This window comes from Pseudomonas sp. 9.1(2019), from assembly GCF_009910445.1.
Taxonomy (GTDB): domain Bacteria; phylum Pseudomonadota; class Gammaproteobacteria; order Pseudomonadales; family Pseudomonadaceae; genus Aquipseudomonas; species Aquipseudomonas paraversuta.
Genome location: NZ_VBWF01000006.1, coordinates 443,739 through 463,552, shown reverse-complemented (window position 1 = coordinate 463,552; position 19,814 = coordinate 443,739). Strand labels below are relative to the sequence as shown.

Here is a 19,814-nt window from a genome sequence, read left to right as displayed (position 1 = left end):
GCCCAGCAGAGCGGATTTTGTTTGGTAGGCGCGATTGGACTCGAACCAACGACCCCCACCATGTCAAGGTGGTGCTCTAACCAACTGAGCTACGTGCCTGCTGTGGGGTCGCATTCTATAGATTTGCGGAGGGGTGTCAACACCTTTTTTGCAGCTAACTCTATGAATAGTCGAATTATTTATAGGAGACGCAAAAAACCGCTTCTGCAGGTGGCTAGCCGCTGGATTTCAACTCAGGTAGCATCGCCCTTACTCGTCAAATATATTAAACAGAGGCTGCAGAATGTCGAACACCCCCTACCCCCAGTCTTACTATGCAGCTTCTGCCAATCCGGTTCCCGAACGCCCCGCCCTGCAGGAGGAGATCGAGACTGACGTCTGTGTCATCGGCGCTGGCTATACCGGGCTGTCGAGCGCGCTGTTTTTGCTGGAGAACGGGTTCAGGGTCACGGTTCTGGAAGCCGCAAAGGTCGGTTTCGGCGCATCTGGTCGCAATGGCGGGCAGATTGTTAATAGTTACAGCCGTGACATTGATGTCATCGAGCGGACGGTGGGGGCCAAGCAGGCGCAGCTGTTGGGGCAAATGGCGTTTGAGGGCAGCAAGATCATCCGCGAGCGGGTGGCCAAATATCAAATTCAGTGCGACTTGAAAGACGGCGGCGTGTTTGCCGCCATCACTGCCAAGCAGATGGGTCATCTGGAAGCCCAGAAGAAGCTCTGGGAGCGTTATGGCAATACGCAACTGGAGCTGCTGGATCAGCGCCGGATTCGTGAAGTGGTCGCCTGTGACCAGTATCAGGGCGGGCTGCTGGACATGAGTGGCGGCCATATTCATCCACTCAACCTGGCTCTCGGCGAAGCCGCAGCCGTTGAGTCACTGGGCGGTACGATTTACCAGCAATCACCGGCCATCCGCATTGAGCGCGGCGCCAACCCGGTGGTGCATACGCCTCAAGGCAAGGTCCGCGCCAAATTCATCATCGTTGCCGGTAACGCATATCTGGGTAATTTGGTGCCCGAGCTGGCAGCCAAATCGATGCCATGCGGCACTCAGGTGATCACTACCGAGCCCTTGAGTGATGAGCTGGCCAAGACCCTTCTGCCACAAGACTATTGCGTCGAAGACTGTAACTACTTGCTCGACTACTACAGATTGTCGGGGGACAAGCGCCTGATTTTCGGCGGCGGAGTGGTGTATGGCGCGCGAGACCCGGCCAATATCGAGGCGATTATTCGCCCGAAGATGCTGAAAGCCTTTCCGCAACTCAAGGATGTGAAGATCGACTACGCGTGGACCGGCAATTTCCTGCTGACTCTTTCGCGTCTACCCCAGGTGGGCCGGATCGGTGACAACATCTATTACTCGCAGGGTTGCAGCGGTCACGGGGTGACATATACCCATCTGGCCGGGAAGGTGCTGGCCGAAGCCCTGCGCGGCCAGGCCGAGCGCTTCGATGCCTTCGCCGATCTTCCGCACTACCCTTTCCCCGGCGGCCAGCTGTTGCGTACACCGCTGACCGCTTTGGGGGCGTGGTACTACAGCCTGCGTGACAAGTACGGCTTTTAATTTACTTTGTGCAACCCGGGGAGCTGGCTGGCCGGCGATGCAGACGGCGCTGATGGCCCCCGTGAGGCCATCGCGGGCCAGCCCGCCTCCCAGACGATGGCTGTGACCGTTATTCCCCCGAGTTCTCCAGGGCTTTGACGGCCCGGGCTCCAGCCTGTTCCTGACCCGAGCGGGACAGGTCGTTGGCCGCTTTCAACCAGCGCGCCTTGTCGACATTGGCCGGCAGTTGCTCGGGCGACAGAATCAGCACCGCCCAGCCTCCGGCATCTTTCCAGGCCGACTCAAACTTGTTGAAGTCCATCAGCCGTCGCCGCTCCATACCGGCACGCAACAGCACGGTGTGCTTGGTGCGGTTATAACCCACCAGCATTGCGTAGCGCGGTTCAGACCAGACTGTACCGTCGCTGAAGCGCAGCATCACCGGATAACCCGCAGCCACCTGGGCCAATAGCGCCGAAAGGGAGGTGTCCAATGGATACACCAGTAACCCGTACCCCGCCGCCAGTTGCTGCATGTTGTCTTGCAGGGATGCTTCGGCACCCGGCAGCTTCAATGGTTTGAGCAGCAGGCCCGGGGTAATTCTGATGCGCTGCTCGCCAAACATGCTGGCCAGCACCTGCGGACCACTTTGATTGGCATTGCCGCGAAAAAAAGGCACACCATTGAGTTCGACCCGTTCCGGCAGGCGACGAAGCTCAGGCGGCTCGACACTGGCACACCCCACCACCGCCAGCGCAAGTACCGCCAGCAACCACAGCCGCACCGATCTTGATCCCGTCACTGCCTGCATATTCCCTCGCCTTGAATGAGCACCGGCCCCGAGGCCCGGCATGGCCGTCGATCATAGGATGCCATCAAGCGCAGGTATAGCCTTAAGCTCCAGCGAGATCACCGGGATAGAACAAATCAGTTGGTCCAGCACGACCTTTGGTCAATAGACTGCAACACTACCCGCGCTAGACTGTCAGTTGCTTAGTGTGTGTTTGTGCCCATTGTGGGCAAAGGAGGCACTGATGAGCCCGACATTGACCATTATCCTGCTAATCACCGGCTGGCTGGCCGTTGCCGCCGCAATGCTCTGGGGACTGATGCGCATCAGCCGTCATCATCACCCGCAGGTACAGCCCAAGCTGCAAGTCCCGCCTGAAAAACCCGTGACTGGCACTGCAAACGCCCACTAGGGCGGTTGACGTCTGGTTGTGATCGCGACAAAAGCCCTGCCACAAAAAAGGCCGTCCCCCTGCACAGGGTGGACGGCCTTTGAGTTACAGCTGCAGATTACTTCAGCAGAGCAGCCTGGCGTTTTTCCCGAACCCGCCGCGCCACAATGTTGAGGGTTTCCACCGTGGCGGAGAATGCCATCGCGGCATATACATAGCCCTTGGGTACATGAGCACCAAAGCCTTCAGCGATCAGGGTCATGCCGATCATGATCAGGAAGGCCAGCGCCAGCATCACCACGGTCGGGTTCTCATTGATGAACTTGGCCAGAGGCTCCGAAGCCAGCAACATCACCAGCACCGCCACCACTACGGCAATCACCATGATCGGCAAGTGCTCGGTCATGCCCACCGCAGTAATGATGCTGTCGATGGAGAACACCAGGTCCAGCATCAAGATTTGCCCGATAGCAGCCGCAAAGCCCAGCGCCACCTTGGACGAGACGCCGGTGGTTTTATCCTCGACCTCAGGGCTCATGCTGTGGTGGATTTCACTGGTCGCCTTCCACACCAGGAACAGACCACCGGCAATCAGGATCATGTCTTTCCAGGAGAAAGCCTGGCCCAGCACTTCAAACACGGGCGTCGTCAGCTGCACGATGTAAGCGATAGTGCCCAGCAGGCCCAGACGCAGGATCAACGCCATGCCAATCCCGATACGGCGCGCCTTGGTGCGATACGCCTCAGGCAGCTTGTTGGTCAAAATCGAGATAAAGATCAGGTTATCGATGCCCAGCACGATTTCCATCACGATCAACGTGGCCAGCGCGACCCAGGCTGCGGGGCTGGCAGCCAGTTGTAAAAGATATTCCATAGGTGTGTTCTGACTCTGGTTTAAGACAAGTTAAATCGCTTGGGACGACTCTTTGCGTTCTTGCTCAGGCTGTTCTTTTTCCACCTGAGAGCCGGTGGCTTCGCTGAGTGCCTGTTCTGCCGCCTTGTGGGTGTCATCAATCGCCTGCTTGGCCGTTTCAGCGGTTTTGCTCAACATTTGTTGCGCCGCTTTTTCCGCCTGATCACAACCGCCCAGCAGTAGCAGGCCTGCTGCTACCAATGCCAATGCACCTGCTTTCTTCATGTTCATCTCGCTTTCCTCTCTAAAACGGCGGCCCACTGCATGGCTCGCGAATAACGCGGGATTCTAGAGAGATAAATACCTCAGGAAAATTCGTATTTTTAAGGGCTATACTTCGATTTTTACGAAGTATTCAGCATGCTTAACTATCGCCAGCTCCATTACTTCTGGGTGGTCGCCAAAACCGGCAGCATTGTTCGAGCCTGCGAGCAATTGAACCTCACCCCGCAAACCATCAGCGGGCAAATAAGCCTGCTGGAAGACACCTACGGCTTGCCGTTATTTCGCCGGGTCGGTCGCCAGCTGGAACTGACAGAGACCGGGCGTCAGGTCCTGCCTTATGCCGAGCAGATTTTTCAGCTCGGCAACGACCTGCAAAGCATGCTGCGCATGGCCCCCAAGGAGCAGCAGATTCTGTTCCGGGTGGGTGTGGCCGATGTGGTGCCCAAGTCGATTGTTTATCGCCTGATCGCTCCCACCATGGAGCTGGACAAGCCGATCCGCATTACCTGCCGCGAAGACAAGCTCGACCGGCTACTGGCGGATCTGGCCATTCAACGTCTGGACCTGGTGATTTCCGACAGCCCGATGCCCTCCCACCTCGATATCAAAGGCTTGAGCCAAAAGCTGGGGGAATGCGGCATCAGTTTTTTTGCCACTGCCACCCTGGCCCGCAACTATGGGGAAAACTTCCCCCATTGCCTGAACGGCGCACCACTGCTGATCCCCGGCCCTGAAACCGTGATCCGCAGCCGCTTGCTGCGCTGGCTGGCAGAACAGAAAATCCAGCCGCGAATCGTCGGTGAGTTCGATGACAGTGCCTTGATGCAAGCGTTTGGCCAGTCCGGCATCGGGGTATTTATCGCCCCCAGCGTGATCGCCCAGGAAGTGATGCGCCAATTCGATGTGGAGCTGATCGGCCAGACCGAGGCGGTCACCGAATCGTTTTACGCCATCACTGTCGAGCGCAAGAGCCGGCACCCTGGCATCGTTGCAATTACCGAGGGCGCCCGACGCGAGTTGTTCACCCCGGCCAGCGATTAAGCGCAGGCCGCGGCCCGTGGTTTTGCAGACATCAGCACCAGCGCGAGCACGATCGACAGCAGGATAAAACCGGCGGCAGCCAGGCCCAGACTGCCCAGGCCGTAGCTGTCAATCACCCGGCCGCCGACCATCGCCCCCAAACCTATACCCAGGTTGCCCCCGGCAATATTCAACGACGCGGCAAACGCAGGGGCCTGGGGCGCAATCTTCATCAGCCGGACATGGCTGACCAAAAACAGCGCCGACTGGGTAATCCCCCAAATCGCCAGCGCCGCTGCCAGAGCCAGCGAAGAGTGAATACTCGGCACCAACGCCAGCAGCGCGCCGATCATAAAGGCGCTAAACACCATCGATGCGATGAGCGGATGACGATCCACCATGCGCCCGCCCAACGAGTTGCCGATCAAGCCCACCGCGCCAAAGCCCATCAGGCACCAGCCAACGAGGGTGCCATCAAAGCCCGCCAGACGCTCCAGGATGTCGGCCAGATAGGTGTAGGCCGTAAACATGCCGCTGAACACCAGCACCGACAGCACGATATGGCCAATCACCAGCGGGCTGCGCAACATGCCCAGCTGCGAGCGCAGGCTGGCGTTGGCCCTGACCACGTGGGTCGCCGGCAAGTACAGCCACAGCAGCAAGGCCTTGGCCAGTGCAACCACCGCGAGGATGGAGAACGCACTGCGCCAGCCCCAGGCATCGGAGATCAGGGTGCCGACCGGGATCCCGAATACGGTTGCGCAGACAATCCCGAAACCGATTTTGGCAATCGCCCGCCCGGCGTACTCCGGCCCTACTATGTCTACCGCAGTTTCGCTGGCCAGAGCCCAAAACACCGGCAAGCCCAAAGCCGGCAATAACCGCGCAAAGCCCATCACCCAAATATTGGGGGCCAGCGCCGCGAGGGTATTGGCGAAGGCGAACATCAACAGGATCGTAATAAACAGCGGCTTGCGCTTGAAACGCGCAAAGTAAGCGGTCAAAAACGGCCCCAGGGCCGCGACCGTAAAGGCGAACAGGGTCACCAGCAAACCGGCCTGGGGCACGCTGACCTCAAGATCACGGGCAATTGCGGGCAGCAGGCCGACAATGATGAACTCGGTGGTGAGCACGGTAAAACCGGCCGCAGACAGCAGCAGGATGGGCAACAGCATGAAGGGCTCCAGAAACGGCAACGCCAGCGAAAGCCGATTCAGGCCCGCCGGTTTAAAGAAAAGTGAGGATGGGCAATAGTAACAGAATGAGTAAACCCAAGAACACGCCGCTCCCCTGCAGAGAAGAGCAGGCGCGGGTGTGGCAGATTGCCTCTGAAGCGCGAAGCGCCTCCGGCACTATGCTAAAGTCCGCCCCCGCCAGGATTCTGCCGGACAGACCACTCGGCACGGGTGATTAACCTCAGCTGCCGACCCTGCTTTACTCAACAGGTTTTAACCCGCCGACCGACATCGATCTGCCTGCCCGTTTGTTGCAGATCGCTCCAACGTTGTTCAGTGCACGGCCCAAAACAACTAGAGATACCCTTATGACTGACGCTCCACCTACCCTGCTGCAAAAGCTCACACGCACCAGCCTGGTCACCCAGATCATGATTGGCCTGATCGCCGGTATTTTGCTGGCCTGGCTTGCGCCTGCTGCTGCACTTTCGGTGGCCTTTATCGGCAAGGTGTTCGTCAGCGCCTTGAAAGCCGTGGCGCCGATCCTGGTGTTTGTGCTGGTCATGGCATCCATTGCCAACCACAAGCACGGGCAAGAAACCCATATTCGCCCGATCCTGGTGCTTTACCTGTTCGGTACCTTTGCCGCCGCCGTCGTGGCCGTCATCGCCAGCATGCTGTTCCCCTCGAACCTGGTACTGGCGACGGAAAATGTCGCCATTGCTGCCCCGGGCGGGATCAGCGAAGTCATGCAAAGCCTGTTGCTGAGCGTGGTCGACAACCCGGTCAGCGCGCTGATGAACGCCAATTTCATCGGCATTCTGGCCTGGGCCATCGGCATGGGCATTGCCATTCGCCATGCCGGTGATACCACCCGCACCGTACTCAGCGACCTGTCCAATGGCGTCACCCTGATCGTGCGCGTGGTCATCCGCTTTGCACCACTGGGGATTTTCGGCCTGGTGGCCTCGACGCTCGCCAGTTCAGGTTTCGGCGCCCTGCTGGGTTACCTGCACCTGCTGGCCGTGCTGATTGGCTGCATGCTGTTCGTGGCTCTGGTGATGAACCCGTTGATCGTGTTCTGGAAACTGCGCCGCAACCCGTACCCGCTGGTGTTCCTGTGCTTGCGCGAAAGCGGGATTACCGCGTTCTTCACCCGCAGTTCGGCGGCCAACATTCCCGTGAACATGGCACTGAGCGAGCGTCTGGGTCTGCATGAAGACACCTACTCGGTATCGATCCCCCTGGGCGCGACCATCAACATGGCAGGTGCCGCGATCACCATCACGGTCTTGAGCCTGGCCGCAGTTCACACCCTGGGCATTGCAGTCGACATTCCGACCGCGATTTTGCTGAGCGTGGTGGCAGCCATTTGTGCCTGTGGCGCATCGGGTGTGGCGGGAGGTTCGCTGTTGCTGATCCCTTTGGCATGCAGCCTGTTCGGCATCCCGAGCGAGATTGCCATGCAAGTGGTGGCCGTGGGCTTCATTATCGGCATCCTGCAGGACTCCGCCGAAACCGCGCTGAACTCGTCCACCGACGTACTCTTTACTGCGGCGGCCTGCATGGCCGAGGAAAAACCGGCGTCCTGATGACGCCGGCGATGTAAGCGCTGACGAGGTATCGCGGTTCGGGGGGTACCCGATCGCAGCCTCGCTCCTCGTCAGCGATTACTGTATTGCGATCAGAACGCGCCCATGTAGTCGCGCTTGCCGACTTCAACGCCATTGTGGCGCAGGATCGCGTAAGCAGTGGTCACGTGGAAGAAGAACTGCGGAAGGCCGTAGGTCAGCAGGTAAGCCTGACCGGTGAAGCGTTTTTCTTTCGGCGTGCCCTGACGGGTGATGATTTCGATGCCTTCCTTGCCGTCGATCTGCTCAGGCTTGATCCCGTCGACAAACGCCAGAACCTTGCTGATCAGCGCTTGCAGGTCAGCAAAGGTCACTTCGCTGTCGTCGTACTTCGGCAGTTCGATTTCAGCCAGACGGCCCGAAACACCCTTGGCGAAATCAACCGCGATTTGCACCTGACGCACCAGCGGGAACATGTCCGGCGCCAGACGCGCTTGCAGGAAAACACTTGGATCGATGTTCTTGGCCGTGGCGTGCGCCTCAGCCTTGGTCAGCACACCGCTGAGGGCGTTGAGCATTTGTTTGAACACGGGAATGGAAGCAGCGTACAGAGAGATAGTCATGAAAGTCTCGACAGTCTGTGGGCGGGAACGGGATGTGGGGCGATTATAGACACGCCTGTAGTCTTCGGGTGTATCAAGATCAACCATCACCCATTCACTGCACGTCTCTAGCGCAATGACTTGTTCGCGATACTGGCGTAAAAGCGGGCGGGCACCTTCATCACCGCCACAGTCTCTTAGCTGCGGCAGACACTCGCTGGCCCACAGGACCGGGTTGCCGCGCTTGCCCTGGTAACTGGCCTGACACCCCATGACCCCGGGACTCCCGTGCAGGGCATCGACCAATTGATCAATGACCCCGGCCGTGACGCCGGGCATGTCTGCCAGGCAAAAAATCACCGCCTGCCGGTCACTGACCGCACTGGCACCGGCGCGCACCGAAGAGCCGATGCCTTCCCGGTAATCCTGATTAAGCACAAATTCCACCGGCAGACCGGACAAGGCCTGACGAACATTCCCGGCTTCATGCCCGATGACCACCAGCACTTTCCCACAGCGCGATGCCAGCGCGGCCTGCACCACATGCCTGACCATCGCCTGGCCGGCAACCGGCAGCAGTAACTTGTTGCTGGCCCCCATGCGTCGACTCAGCCCCGCTGCCAGTACCACCGCCACGACCCCGGCCGGCTCACTGGCGACGGGCATCTCTGGCCTCCGGTGAGCGCGCTGACAGCGCTGCGTGTTGTGCATCTGCCGGGTCATGGATCCTGGCCTTGCGCAGCCTCAACATCCCGCCTTCGCGCTGATTAAGGCAGGCCGTGATTTCACTGACGATGGCCAGGGCGACGCTTTGCGGGGTATCGCCGCCCAGATCCAGCCCCATGGGATAGTGCAGCTCAGCACGGGCTGCAGCTGCACCGCCGCCCATTTCGTCAAGCAGGCGCTCGGTGCGCTCTTTGGGCCCCAGTTGCCCGATATAGGCCGGGGCGCAGGCCAGAACACTCTGGAGCCAAAAACGGTCCTGACGGTAACTGTGGGTCATGATCACCACCGCCGCCCCATCAACCAGGGTGCGCAACGCGAACGGCTGGTCAATCGACGCCACCAGCACCTCCCTGGCCCCCGCAAAGCGTTCGGCCCGGGCAAAATTCGCCCGCCCGTCCACCACATGCACCTGCCAGTTCAGTTGCACGGCAAACCGCACCAGAGGCTGGGCGTCGTTACCTGCACCGAACACCACCAGCCGCCGCTGCGCAGGGATGTATTCCAGCAGCACTTCAACGGCCTGCGCCCCGCTTGCATAAATCATCCGCGACGATTTCTTGCGCTCGAGGGTGGCGAGTAAATCGGCCTGGACCCGGCTTTCAAGCACGTCACAGCAAAACCCCTGGCTGCTTCGCGACAACGCCGTCAGCCCCAGCCGCGCCCCCATTCTCGCCCCGCTGCCGGCCCCTGCCGCCAGTATGGTTGCCAGCGCGGCCGGCTCACCGGTGGCTCGCACGGCTTGCAGGACATCGGTCAGCAGCGACGGGGCGCCTGCTTCAAGCCGCTCCAGCAGCACATGCACCGTGCCGTTGCAGCCAAGTCCAAAGGTCAGCGCGGCCCCCTCTTCATCGCTGTCATCCTCGTCGTGGGCCGCGGTGCTGTAGCGACGAATCACCGGCAGCCCGGACTCGGTCAGCCACCAGGCCTTGCGCACCAGCTCCTGCTCCAGGCAGCCGCCACTGACCGTACCCACCGCCTGCCCGTCCCGCGGTATCAGCATCCTGGCGCCCGGGCGCCGATAAGCCGAGCCTTCAACCTTGACCACGGTGGCCAGTACCACGGCGACATTGTTACTGTCGGCCTGGTCCAGAGCATCGAGCAAACCATACAAGTCAGACATGAGCGCCGCTCCCAACCTTATCCAGTTAATTGCCGTACCATCGACTGCAGTTTTTCGTCAGTTTTTTCTTCAGCCGCCGCGCAACACGTCATCGTGGAGGACAACAGCGTGAACAAAAAAACCGGTGTCCGGGCTCATCAGGCCGACCAGACAAAGGCGCGCATTCTCAAGGCCGCCGTGACCGTATTCGCCCGCGACGGCTATGCCGGCGGGCGCATCGAACAGATATCCAAAGAAGCCGAGTCCAACGACCGGATGATTTATTACTACTTTTCCAGCAAGGAAAATCTGTTCGTCCAGGTTCTGGAACACACCTACGAAGCCTTCAACCTGGCCGAAAGTACCTGCCGCCCGGACCTGTCCAGCCCCGTGGCAGCATTGCGCGAACAAGTGGCGTTTTTCTGGAACTACTACGTGAAACACCCGGAATTCGTCGCCATCCTCACCATTGAAAACCTGCATAAAGGCAAGCACGCCCGCCAGTCGCGCGAGCTCGGGCGCCTGTCGGCCACCACCGTGGGCGTGATCAGACCAATCATCGAAGCCGGTCAGCGCATGGGCATTTTTCGCCTCGATGTGGAGATCAACCATGTCTATTTGATGATCGCTTCGCTGTGCTACTTCTATAACTCCAACCAACACACCCTCACCTCGTTCCTGGGTCAGGACCTCGCCGATAAAGGCCAGCAACAGGACTGGCTGGCCTTTATCAGCGATCTGGTCATACGCGGGGTCATGACCCTGCCCGGCGCCGCGAACGGTCAATGAGACCCGGGATTGGCCCGTATCTGCGCCACCTTCTGTTCCAGTGACTGCCATGCAGGCTCGGACGGGGCGAAACGCTGGCGCAGATAGGCCGTCAACTCGCTGATCTGGCGATTCGACAGACTGTCCTTGAAGCCGGGCATATAGCCGAGGTCCGCCGTCGCCGGGACGGGAATGCCTTGCAGGATCACTTTCAACAGGTTGTCGGGCAAAGCGCTGTGCAGGTTGCTGTTGCTCGCCAATGACGGGCTGACGCCAAACAGTTTCGGGCCCAGGCCATCGGCGTGGCAGCCCTGGCACGCACCCTCGAACACCCGCTGACCGTTACTCAATGCCAGCGCACTGACCTGGGGGGCCCCCGGGCCGGGTTCGGGTTGCGCCAGGGCATCGCCACTGAGTGAGGCCAGGTACACCGCCATGGCGCGCCGGTCGCTGTCGGGCAGCTTCGCCAGCTCGGTGACCACTGGCCCCATGGGCCCGGCCGCCACGCCATGGGCGTCGGTGTAGCCGGTGCTCAGGTAGCTGAACAGCTGATCTTCGGTCCAGGGGGTTGGAGCTTTGGACAGGCCATTGAGCGCCGGGGCTTCCCAGCCATCGACCATGCCGCCTGCCAGAAAGGCGCTGCCGCCCTTCTGCGCGCCCATCAGGTTGCGCGGCGAATGACAGGCCGCGCAGTGGCCCAGCCCGTTGACCAGATAAGAACCGCGGTTCCATTGTGCACTGCGTTGCGGCTGCGCCTTGACCTCCCCTGAACGCAGAAAGATCGCGTTCCAGCCCGCCATCAGCGGGCGCAGGTTGAAAGGGAACTGCATGGCATTGCTTGTGGCCGGCTGGCTGACCGGCGCCTGCGACATCAGATAGGCATACAGAGCCTGCATGTCGGCATCATCGATATTGCGAAAAGAGGTATAGGGAAAGGCCGGATACAGATGCTTGCCGTCCCGGCTGATGCCTTCGCGCATGGCCCGCTCGAACGCTGTGTAAGACCACTTGCCGATGCCCGTCTCGGGGTCGGGGGTGATATTGGTGCTGTGCAGGGTGCCGAACGGCGTTTGCATCGCCAGCCCCCCGGCGTTGGTCACGCCACCCGGTGCGGTATGGCACACCGCACAATCCCCCACCGCCGCCAGCAGGCGTCCCCGCTCCAGCGTGGCCGCCGACCAGGTGCCCGCCACGGGCGGTGTAATGGGGGCGATTTCTGCACGCCAGGGCAATGCAGTGGCGGCCATGCCGGCCAGGGCGCCGATACCGGCAATCAGGGGGGCAAACCACCACTTGGAGCGCTTGCCTTTGACTGGATGCGGATCGGCGCCGGCAGCGGCTTCGTCCTGGGAAAGCTTGAGTGCAGCCAATACCCGTTCGGGGGTAATCGGCAGCTCGCGAAAGCGGATCCCGGTGGCGTCATAAATGGCATTGGCGATCGCCGCCGCACTCGGCACCCCCGCTGATTCCCCGGCGCCCATGGGCGGTTCGTGCTGACGGGGCATCATCAGCACGTCGATTTTCGGTACCTGCTTGAAGGTCAAAATAGGATAGGCGCCCCACTCCTTGCTGCTGACGGTCGACTCTTCGAACGTGACCCGCTCTTTGAGCACACGGCTGGTGGCCTGGATCACATTGCCGTGGATCTGATGCCGGACACCCGCCGGGTTGACCATCATCCCGGCGTCATGCCCGATGACCACCCGCGTCACCGAAACTTCACCGCTGAGCCTGTCGACCGCCACATCGGCGACCCATGCCGCCCACGCCGCTCCGAACCCGGGGAACTTGCTGTGGATATACCGCGCATAGGCGAAACCGCGGCCACGCAAAATATTGTCCTGTTCAGGGGTTTGCATGGGCTCGGTGCGGGCCACCCACCCGGCTCGCGCGGCCGTGGCCCTGACCAGTTCGGCAGCGCGCTCATCGTGCAGATAGCGCAGGCGGTATTCGACCGGATCGACCTTGGCGGCAAACGCCAGTTCATCGATATAGGACTCGTGGGCAAACGTGTTGGGCAGTGCGGAAACCCCGCGCATCCACGACGCCCGCACGATGGGCGCCATGTCGTTGATGGTCACCCGCAGGTGCTCGAAATCGTACGGCGGGATGGAGGTGCGGTCGCCCATCTCGAACATTGCCGCCACCGGCTCGACGCGGCCCGTCAGCAGCAAGGCCAGAGTGGGCGCACCATTGGAGGGGTAGCTGGTCTGAAAGTCATAACCGGCGACCCCGCCATCGGCATTGATGCCGCCATCCACTTCCATCAATTGCGCCGAGCCCTTGGGCTCCCACACATGCTCCTGCTCCCGGGTCAGCTGCACCCGCACCGGCAAGCCCACCGCCCGGGACAACAACAGGGCATCGGCACACACGTCATCGGCGCAGTTACGCCCGTAACAACCCGCTGCCTCCATGCGAATGATCTCAATCCGCTCTTCCGGGTACTCCAGCAGCCATGCCAGATCCGCCCGCAACAGGTGCGGGTTTTGCGTGCCCGACCACACCCGTATCTGGTGTTCCTGATAATCCGCCAGGCCACAGGACGGGCCGATGGAGCCGTGGATCTGGTAAGGCCACAAATAGGTGCGGGGCATGCGTTCGCTGGCCTGGTCCAACGCCTGCTGAACGTTGCCCTTGTCCAGCACCACACGCCGGACCCGGGGGTTGTCACGGATGGCCTGCGCCACATCATCCATGTCCGGCAGTTTTTGCGTCCAGGCTTTCCAGCTGACTTTCAGCGCTTGCGCCGCCTTCACGGCCTGCTCTTCACGCTTGGCAACCACGCCGATAAAATCACCGATCACCACCACTTTGACGATGCCCGGAATGTGCGCAATGGACGACTCGTCCACGTGCAGCAGGCTTGTGCCGACAAACTCGCCACTGTCGAGCCCGGCATAGGGCGGGCGAATCACGCGGCCATGCAGCATGTCGGGCAGGCGCATATCATGCACATAGGTCAGCTCGCCGCTGGCCTTGGCCGGGATGTCCACCCGCGCCGAGGCCTTGCCTACCAGCCGGTAGTCTTCCACGGGTTTGAGCGGCGCATCGCCGGAAATGCCAAGCACATGGCGCTCCCCGGCCACCAGTTCAGCAAATGTCAGCTGGCGAGCGTCCGCACTGGTTATCACCCCGCTGTCCATCACTAAAGACTGCGGCTCGACACCCAGACGCCGGGCTGCAAGATCCAGCAAAAAACGTCGCGCTTCGGCTGCCGCATTGCGCAAAGGGATGGCAGTGATCTGGATCGTGGCGCTGGCAATGGTCGCCCCCTGATTTGGCGCGCTGTCGGTATCGCCCAGCACCATGCATACCTGTTCCAGGGCCAGGTCCAGCTCTTCGGCCACGATCTGCGCCAGCGACGTGCGGATGCCGGTACCCAGGTCCACATGGCCGTTGAAGCCATAGACCTGCCCGTCATCGTTTACCGCAATGAACAGCCCCAGCTCCCTGGGCTTGAGTACAGGAACACCGCCTTTGGCCACGGGACCTGAAGGCGGCTGAATCTGATCAACCACCAGCAAGACGCCAGACTTGGCCAACAACTGATCACGGGTGAGCGTGGTAAGGGTCATAGTCATCAATCCGTTCAGGGCATTTGACGGGCGGCAAGCATGACCGCGCGAATGATTTCGAGATGGGTGCCGCAGCGACAGAGGTTGGCTGACAGTTCGTTTCGAACTTGCGCCTCGCTGGGGTGGGGAATGCGATCAAGCAGCGCCTTGGCGGTCATGATCATGCCATTCATGCAGTAGCCGCATTGCGCAGCCTGCTCATCGATAAAGGCCTGCTGCACCAGGTGCGGCTGCGCCCGGCTGCCGAGGCCTTCAAGGGTGGTAATGGTGCGCCCCTCGGCACCGGACAACGGGAAGACACAGGAGCGGGTAGCCACCCCGTCAATGATCACCGTGCAGGCACCGCACTCCCCCAGACCACAGCCATATTTGGGGCCGTTGAGCTGCAAGTCATTGCGCAGGATCAGCAACAGCGGGGTATCGGCCATGGCACTGACCACGACAGGCTGGCCGTTGACGTGCAGTGTTACCGTTCTGACAGGCGCAAGGGTGTGATCGCTCATTCAAGGCTTCCCCAAGTAACATCGTCCGCACTGTTGGAGGCGGATCTTATTAAGTGTTTACTTCATGAAACAGGCGTAACAAAGGCCTGCACAGGCAGACCCTGATTCACTCCGGTTTTGATGAAGTAAACACTTCATACAAGCCAGAGCAAGAACGATGCCACAAGGTTGGGGAAAGCTTATTCGCTGCCTTCATCCACCATTTTGCGCAGTAAATACAGGAGTGCGACCCGCTCTGCCGGGTTGAGTTTGCTCATGGTCAGCTCGCTCACTTGCAGTGCATGGGGCTCGGTCTCGCGCACTAATTGCTCACCCGCCGGGGTGAGACTGACGATGACTTTGCGCTTGTCTTGCACGGCGGGCTTGAGGGTGATCAGGTCGCGGGCCTGAAGACGCTCGACTATGCCGCGAATGGTTGCCTGATCGACTGCAGTGGCCTTGATCAGCTCACTCAAGGAACTGGGCCCGTGATCCCGAACGGCACACAGGGTGATGAACTGCACCGCAGTCAACTGCGAGTTGCCGACATTTTGCTGAAAAATCGCCATGTTGCGCTGATAGGCCTTGCGCAACAAATGGCCTGGCTGTTCGCAGAAATCATAAGCGGCCTGACGGCCTGGTTTTTTGTCTTTCGTATCCGGCACAACGGCCTCTTTCAATTCAAGGGTGAGAGGTCATGACCTTAACCTGCGGGGCCATGATCGGGGTAATGCTCAATCCGTGTCGCAACGCCCAGGCAGGAGCCGGCTCCCACAACACCGGCCCCTGACCCGGGCGGACCTGGTTTAGCGGGCCAGTACCACACCGCCGGCAACCACCGCCTGATCATCAAGATAGATATCGCAATGACGCAACGGGATATCCAGATGGCACGGGGTCTTGCGCGTGCCACCGACCTCGGTATTGGGCCCGGTGGAAAACAGGAAGTTACCCTCGAATGCCCGCGCATCCATGCACATTCCGTCGTTCTTGTCGTGCAGGCCCATCGCCGTCCATTGGGCGCGCGGCTGCAAACCCCAACCGATATGGGAAATGCCGTACACCTCCGGGTCGTTGAAATACTTCAGGTAGTCGCGCAAATACTCGGCTTCGAACCCGCCATGAATCGAGGTAATGAAACCCTTGTCGATTTCCAGGGTGATGCGCTCTCGCGAATAGTTCTTGAACGGCAAGATGATATCGCCGACATCGATTACCAGCACGCCTTCGGCGGTTTCTTCATTCGGCCAGGAGAACAGGAAGCCGCTGGGCCAATGGTCCCAACGCCCCGGCTCATCGGCAAAACCATACTCGGTCACGGCCGGGTACTGCCCCAGCAACGCCTTGAAATCACTCCCTGCCCTGGATCTGACATGCATGGAGCGCGCTTGCTCCAGCAGTTTTCCGGCCGCCATCACCCGCTCCTTGTCGGCCAGGGTCGGCAGCATCCGCGCCAGCACTTCCGGGGGTTCAACCGCCAACAGAATCCGGGTTCCGGTCTTGAGGATCTGCTCCTGCTCCGGCGAATGCAGCAGCATCATGGTATCGACCACCAGATCCGCCGCCTCCAGCGCCCGTTGCGCCGCAATGTTGCCCGTGAGCGCGGTGTCCCCGCAGTAAGCCGTCATGTCATTACCCATGGCCGTCGGGTGATTGAACGAGGGCAATTCCACGGCGTAGACCTTGGCCCCAAGACGCTGGGCGGCGTCCATGGCGGCCCGCACCGTACGCGGATCGGAATAGTGGCTTTTGAGCACTGCGACACTCTGGGTCGCGTCCACTCGGGACAGTTGCAACACGTGCTCAAACATTTGCGTCAACTCGCAGTCGCTCACCGGCATTTACTCATCCTCTCTATCGAATCGCTGCAGGGGGCAAACGCCGAACTGCCCGTCGTACCAAATCAGGCAGAGCGTTTCAGCCGCTCAACTAAAGCGTACACACTATTTAATAACTGATGAACATTATTTTCCGAAAAGCCAAAAAAACCACACAACAGTTAGAGCCCAACAATTAGTGGCTTTAAAGGCTGAAAACAGCCCTCAGGCAAATTATTTATTTTTCTGAGGGGCTATACAGCTTGAAAATTAATAGCGTATACACTGTAAATGTCTGGCCGAGGCCCATGGTCCCGGCAACCGCTCCCGCTCTAGAAAAAGGAAGCCTTGCATGCCCGTAAAACAAAAAATCGCCATCGTCGGCGCAGGTCTTGGAGGCGCCGCAGCGGCCACGCTGCTGCAAAAAGCCGGGTTCCAGGTCGATATTTATGAGCAGGCCCCCGCGTTTTCCCGCATTGGCGCGGGTATTCACATGGGGCCGAATATCATGAAAATTTTCCGCCGCATGGGCATCGAACAGAAGTTGAGCGACATGGGCTCGCACCCCGATTTCTGGTTCAGCCGGGACGGTGCCAGCGGCGACTACCTGTCGCGTATCCCGCTGGGCGAGTTTGCCCGCAAAGAATACGGCGCCGCCTATATCACGGTGCATCGCGGCGATTTGCATGCGCTGCAAATGTCGACCATCGCGCCGGGCACCACCCACTTCAATAAATGCCTGACCCGCCTTGAAGAAACCGATTCGCTGGTACGCCTGCACTTCAGCGACGGCACCAGCACCGAAGCCGACATCGTGATTGGTGCCGATGGCATCAATTCTAAAATCCGCGAAGAATTGCTCGGCGCCGAAAAACCGCTCTACAGCGGCTGGGTTGCCCATCGCGCGCTGATCCGCAGCGAAACCCTGGGCAAATACAACCTCGACTTCGAGAACTGTGTGAAGTGGTGGAGCCACGACCGCCACATGATGGTCTATCACACCACCGCCAAGCGCGACGAGTACTACTACGTCACCGGGGTTCCCCATGAGGCGTGGGACTTCCAGGGCAATTTTGTCGACAGCAGCCGCGAAGAGATGTACCAGGCTTTCGAGGGTTACAACCCCACCGTTCAGGCGCTGATTGAGTCCAGTGAAAGCGTGACCAAGTGGCCGCTGCTCAATCGCAATCCACTGCCGCTGTGGAGCCGCGGACGCCTGGTGTTGCTGGGCGATGCCTGCCATCCCATGAAGCCGCACATGGCCCAGGGTGCCGGCATGGCCATCGAAGATGCCGCCATGTTGACCCGTTGCCTGCAGGAAACCGGCCTGGGTGACTACCGCACCGCGTTCAAACTGTACGAAGCCAACCGCAAGGATCGCGCCTCGCGGGTCCAGGCCGTGTCCAACGCCAACACCTGGCTGCGCACCCAGGAAGATCCGGCCTGGGTCTACGGCTACGACCTGTACAGCCACTCCCTTGAGTCGGAAGTACCGGCATGAGCACATTCATAGAGGGCGGCAATGTCCAGGCCAATGGCATTCGCCAGCATTACCTGCGCTACGGCGGCCAGCACGACTCGGTAAAACCGGTGTTGCTGCTGATCCCGGGCATCACCAGCCCGGCCATTACCTGGGGCTTTGTCGCCGAACGCCTTGGCGCCGATTACGACACCTATGTACTTGATGTACGGGGGCGCGGCCTGTCTTCCACCGGCCCCGAACTGGATTACAGCGCCGATACCTGCGCGGACGACATCAGCGCTTTCGCCCGGGCCATGGGCTTTGATGGCTATCACCTGGCCGGCCACTCCATGGGCGCACGCTTTGCCGTACGCAGTGCCGCACGCAATCCGGGCGCAGTGAAAAGCCTGGTGCTGATCGATCCTCCGGTATCCGGCCCGGGTCGACGCGAGTATCCCAGCAAACTGGCGTGGTACGTGGACTCGATCCGCCAGGCCGAACAAGGCATGGACGCCGAGGCCATGCGCGCCTTCTGCCCCACCTGGAGCCTGGAGCAACTGCAATTGCGCGCCGAATGGCTGCACACCTGTTATGAGCCCGCCATCGTTCGCGCCTTCAACGATTTCCATGACGTGGACTTCCATCAAGACCTGCCAAAACTCACCGTGCCCGCGCTGCTGATGGTCGCCGGGCGTGGCGCAGTGATACAGGCCACCGACGAAGCGCAAATCCTCGAGCTGCAGCCACGGATCCAGATAGCCCGGGTGCCGAACGCCGGGCACATGATCCCCTGGGATGACCTTGAAGGTTTTCTCGGCGCATGCCGCGACTTCCTCGCCCGCCACTGATCCGCATTCTGCGCAACGCTTTTAAGGAGACACTCTGTGATCAAGCCTTACCGCATCGGCCAGATTGTGCCGAGCTCCAACACCACCATGGAAACCGAGATTCCGGCGATGCTCACCGCACGCCAATTGATCCGCCCCGAACGCTTCACCTTCCACTCCAGCCGCATGCGCATGAAACAGGTGCGCAAGGAAGAACTGGCAGCAATGGACGGCGAATCCGACCGCTGCGCCATCGAACTGTCCGACGCCAAAGTCGACGTACTGGGCTACGCCTGCCTGGTGGCGATCATGGCCATGGGCCTGGGCTACCATCGCAAATCCGAGGCGCGCCTGACCCGGGCCACGGCCGATAACGACGCCACTGCACCGGTCATTACCAGCGCCGGCGCACTGATCGACGGCCTCAAGGTGATGGGCGCCAAAAGAATCGCCATCGTGGCGCCGTACATGAAGCCGCTGACACAGCTGGTGGTGGATTACATTCGCGAGGAAGGGTTTGAAGTGGTGGACTGGCGCGCCCTGGAGATCCCCGACAATCTGCAAGTGGCCCTGCATGATCCGGCCAGGTTACCGGCCATTGTCAGCAGCATGAACCTTGAAGGCGTGGACGTGATCGTGCTATCTGCCTGCGTGCAAATGCAATCCTTGCCCGTGGTGCCCCAGGTTGAAGCGCAAACCGGAATCCCGGTACTGACTGCCGCCATTGCCACCACTTACGCCATGCTCAAGGCCCTCGATCTGGAACCCATAGTGCCGGGCGCCGGCGCGCTGCTTTCGGGCGCTTATAAATAGGAGCAAAGT

The 19,814-nt window shown here is 60.3% G+C and carries 18 protein-coding genes, 1 tRNA gene and 1 pseudogene; 8 read left to right on the top strand and 12 right to left on the bottom strand.

The window, feature by feature from the left end:
* Positions 1 to 22: 22 nt before the first annotated feature.
* Positions 23 to 99: transfer RNA gene (locus FEZ21_RS11890), tRNA-Val, on the bottom strand.
* 184 nt (positions 100 to 283) lie between these two features.
* Here FEZ21_RS11890 and FEZ21_RS11885 point away from each other — a divergent pair.
* Entirely contained in the window at positions 284 to 1,567 is a 1,284-nt protein-coding gene (locus FEZ21_RS11885) for an FAD-binding oxidoreductase (protein ID WP_010656135.1), read from the top strand.
* Positions 1,568 to 1,676: 109 nt separating this feature from the next.
* Here FEZ21_RS11885 and FEZ21_RS11880 read toward each other — a convergent pair whose 3' ends face one another.
* The gene (locus FEZ21_RS11880) at positions 1,677 to 2,357 is read right to left on the bottom strand and encodes a peptidase C39 family protein (RefSeq protein ID WP_165439659.1); all 681 of its coding nucleotides are present in this window, start codon (positions 2,355 to 2,357) and stop codon (positions 1,677 to 1,679) included.
* Positions 2,358 to 2,580: 223 nt separating this feature from the next.
* Here FEZ21_RS11880 and FEZ21_RS22480 point away from each other — a divergent pair, with 223 nt between their 5' ends.
* Positions 2,581 to 2,748 (top strand): hypothetical protein, encoded by a 168-nt coding sequence (locus FEZ21_RS22480; RefSeq protein WP_003447354.1) that lies wholly within the window; start codon positions 2,581 to 2,583, stop codon positions 2,746 to 2,748.
* 97 nt (positions 2,749 to 2,845) lie between these two features.
* Here FEZ21_RS22480 and FEZ21_RS11875 read toward each other — a convergent pair whose 3' ends face one another.
* Positions 2,846 to 3,601 (bottom strand): TerC family protein, encoded by a 756-nt coding sequence (locus FEZ21_RS11875; protein ID WP_003447353.1) that lies wholly within the window; start codon positions 3,599 to 3,601, stop codon positions 2,846 to 2,848.
* 30 nt (positions 3,602 to 3,631) lie between these two features.
* Positions 3,632 to 3,871 carry a hypothetical protein gene (locus FEZ21_RS11870; RefSeq protein ID WP_010656136.1) on the bottom strand — a complete coding sequence of 80 codons (240 nt, stop codon included), beginning with the start codon at positions 3,869 to 3,871 and terminating at the stop codon, positions 3,632 to 3,634.
* Between the two features lie 129 nt (positions 3,872 to 4,000).
* Between FEZ21_RS11870 and nhaR the strand changes: the two genes are divergently transcribed.
* The gene (gene nhaR, locus FEZ21_RS11865) at positions 4,001 to 4,906 is read left to right on the top strand and encodes a transcriptional activator NhaR (RefSeq protein WP_003447340.1); all 906 of its coding nucleotides are present in this window, start codon (positions 4,001 to 4,003) and stop codon (positions 4,904 to 4,906) included.
* Here nhaR and FEZ21_RS11860 read toward each other — a convergent pair.
* Complete coding sequence (locus FEZ21_RS11860; protein ID WP_003447339.1) at positions 4,903 to 6,060, bottom strand: MFS transporter; 1,158 nt, start codon at positions 6,058 to 6,060, stop codon at positions 4,903 to 4,905. The two genes, nhaR and FEZ21_RS11860, sit on opposite strands and share 4 nt — an antisense overlap.
* Positions 6,061 to 6,428: 368 nt before the next feature.
* Between FEZ21_RS11860 and sstT the strand changes: the two genes are divergently transcribed.
* On the top strand, positions 6,429 to 7,652 hold the full coding sequence (sstT, locus tag FEZ21_RS11855) for a serine/threonine transporter SstT (RefSeq protein WP_003447338.1): 1,224 nt from the start codon (positions 6,429 to 6,431) through the stop codon (positions 7,650 to 7,652).
* A gap of 92 nt (positions 7,653 to 7,744) precedes the next feature.
* Here the strand turns inward: sstT and FEZ21_RS22640 are convergent, their stop codons facing one another.
* From FEZ21_RS22640 to FEZ21_RS11845, 3 genes and pseudogenes are all read right to left on the bottom strand, one after another.
* Positions 7,745 to 8,254, bottom strand: coding sequence for a DUF1993 family protein (locus FEZ21_RS22640; protein WP_010656139.1), 510 nt, complete (start codon positions 8,252 to 8,254; stop codon positions 7,745 to 7,747).
* A gap of 135 nt (positions 8,255 to 8,389) precedes the next feature.
* Positions 8,390 to 8,899 (bottom strand): annotated as a pseudogene (locus FEZ21_RS22635) (NTP transferase domain-containing protein); the annotation flags it as partial.
* Positions 8,883 to 10,079 carry an XdhC family protein gene (locus FEZ21_RS11845; protein ID WP_160627184.1) on the bottom strand — a complete coding sequence of 399 codons (1,197 nt, stop codon included), beginning with the start codon at positions 10,077 to 10,079 and terminating at the stop codon, positions 8,883 to 8,885. The gene FEZ21_RS11845 and the pseudogene FEZ21_RS22635, both read right to left, overlap by 17 nt.
* Positions 10,080 to 10,187: 108 nt before the next feature.
* Here FEZ21_RS11845 and FEZ21_RS11840 point away from each other — a divergent pair, with 108 nt between their 5' ends.
* A complete protein-coding gene (locus FEZ21_RS11840; protein WP_003447335.1) occupies positions 10,188 to 10,847 on the top strand; it encodes a TetR/AcrR family transcriptional regulator in 660 nt (219 codons plus the stop codon).
* On the opposite strand, the gene FEZ21_RS11835 is transcribed toward FEZ21_RS11840, so the two are convergent.
* The 4 genes from FEZ21_RS11835 to FEZ21_RS11820 all read right to left on the bottom strand — a co-directional run bounded on the left by FEZ21_RS11835 (position 10,841) and on the right by FEZ21_RS11820 (position 16,727).
* Positions 10,841 to 14,404, bottom strand: coding sequence for a molybdopterin cofactor-binding domain-containing protein (locus FEZ21_RS11835; RefSeq protein ID WP_160627308.1), 3,564 nt, complete (start codon positions 14,402 to 14,404; stop codon positions 10,841 to 10,843). The two genes, FEZ21_RS11840 and FEZ21_RS11835, sit on opposite strands and share 7 nt — an antisense overlap.
* A gap of 14 nt (positions 14,405 to 14,418) precedes the next feature.
* Positions 14,419 to 14,907 (bottom strand): (2Fe-2S)-binding protein, encoded by a 489-nt coding sequence (locus FEZ21_RS11830; RefSeq protein ID WP_160627182.1) that lies wholly within the window; start codon positions 14,905 to 14,907, stop codon positions 14,419 to 14,421.
* A gap of 179 nt (positions 14,908 to 15,086) precedes the next feature.
* Entirely contained in the window at positions 15,087 to 15,551 is a 465-nt protein-coding gene (locus FEZ21_RS11825) for a MarR family winged helix-turn-helix transcriptional regulator (protein ID WP_127195944.1), read from the bottom strand.
* Between the two features lie 141 nt (positions 15,552 to 15,692).
* A complete protein-coding gene (locus tag FEZ21_RS11820) occupies positions 15,693 to 16,727 on the bottom strand; it encodes a 2,5-dihydroxypyridine 5,6-dioxygenase (protein ID WP_003447329.1) in 1,035 nt (344 codons plus the stop codon).
* A 328-nt stretch (positions 16,728 to 17,055) separates the two neighbouring features.
* Between FEZ21_RS11820 and FEZ21_RS11815 the strand changes: the two genes are divergently transcribed.
* Genes FEZ21_RS11815 through FEZ21_RS11805 form a run of 3 tightly spaced genes read left to right on the top strand, consistent with a single transcriptional unit; the run spans position 17,056 to position 19,805 of the window.
* A complete protein-coding gene (locus FEZ21_RS11815) occupies positions 17,056 to 18,204 on the top strand; it encodes an FAD-dependent monooxygenase (RefSeq protein ID WP_010656143.1) in 1,149 nt (382 codons plus the stop codon).
* Entirely contained in the window at positions 18,201 to 19,013 is an 813-nt protein-coding gene (locus FEZ21_RS11810; RefSeq protein ID WP_160627180.1) for an alpha/beta fold hydrolase, read from the top strand. The genes FEZ21_RS11815 and FEZ21_RS11810 overlap by 4 nt, the downstream gene beginning before the upstream one ends.
* A 36-nt stretch (positions 19,014 to 19,049) precedes the next feature.
* Positions 19,050 to 19,805 (top strand): hypothetical protein, encoded by a 756-nt coding sequence (locus FEZ21_RS11805; RefSeq protein ID WP_003447326.1) that lies wholly within the window; start codon positions 19,050 to 19,052, stop codon positions 19,803 to 19,805.
* Positions 19,806 to 19,814: the final 9 nt, after the last annotated feature.

Excerpts from the sequence above, each read along its gene's own strand:
- FEZ21_RS11885 (WP_010656135.1), top strand. The coding sequence starts at position 284 with ATGTCGAACACCCCCTACCCCCAGTCTTACTATGCAGCTTCTGCCAAT.
- FEZ21_RS11880 (WP_165439659.1), bottom strand. The coding sequence starts at position 2,357 with ATGCAGGCAGTGACGGGATCAAGATCGGTGCGGCTGTGGTTGCTGGCG.
- FEZ21_RS22480 (WP_003447354.1), top strand. The coding sequence starts at position 2,581 with ATGAGCCCGACATTGACCATTATCCTGCTAATCACCGGCTGGCTGGCC.
- FEZ21_RS11875 (WP_003447353.1), bottom strand. The coding sequence starts at position 3,601 with ATGGAATATCTTTTACAACTGGCTGCCAGCCCCGCAGCCTGGGTCGCG.
- FEZ21_RS11870 (WP_010656136.1), bottom strand. The coding sequence starts at position 3,871 with ATGAACATGAAGAAAGCAGGTGCATTGGCATTGGTAGCAGCAGGCCTG.
- nhaR (WP_003447340.1), top strand. The coding sequence starts at position 4,001 with ATGCTTAACTATCGCCAGCTCCATTACTTCTGGGTGGTCGCCAAAACC.
- FEZ21_RS11860 (WP_003447339.1), bottom strand. The coding sequence starts at position 6,060 with ATGCTGTTGCCCATCCTGCTGCTGTCTGCGGCCGGTTTTACCGTGCTC.
- sstT (WP_003447338.1), top strand. The coding sequence starts at position 6,429 with ATGACTGACGCTCCACCTACCCTGCTGCAAAAGCTCACACGCACCAGC.
- FEZ21_RS22640 (WP_010656139.1), bottom strand. The coding sequence starts at position 8,254 with ATGACTATCTCTCTGTACGCTGCTTCCATTCCCGTGTTCAAACAAATG.
- FEZ21_RS11845 (WP_160627184.1), bottom strand. The coding sequence starts at position 10,079 with ATGTCTGACTTGTATGGTTTGCTCGATGCTCTGGACCAGGCCGACAGT.
- FEZ21_RS11835 (WP_160627308.1), bottom strand. The coding sequence starts at position 14,404 with ATGACCCTTACCACGCTCACCCGTGATCAGTTGTTGGCCAAGTCTGGC.
- FEZ21_RS11830 (WP_160627182.1), bottom strand. The coding sequence starts at position 14,907 with ATGAGCGATCACACCCTTGCGCCTGTCAGAACGGTAACACTGCACGTC.
- FEZ21_RS11820 (WP_003447329.1), bottom strand. The coding sequence starts at position 16,727 with ATGCCGGTGAGCGACTGCGAGTTGACGCAAATGTTTGAGCACGTGTTG.
- FEZ21_RS11815 (WP_010656143.1), top strand. The coding sequence starts at position 17,056 with ATGCCCGTAAAACAAAAAATCGCCATCGTCGGCGCAGGTCTTGGAGGC.
- FEZ21_RS11810 (WP_160627180.1), top strand. The coding sequence starts at position 18,201 with ATGAGCACATTCATAGAGGGCGGCAATGTCCAGGCCAATGGCATTCGC.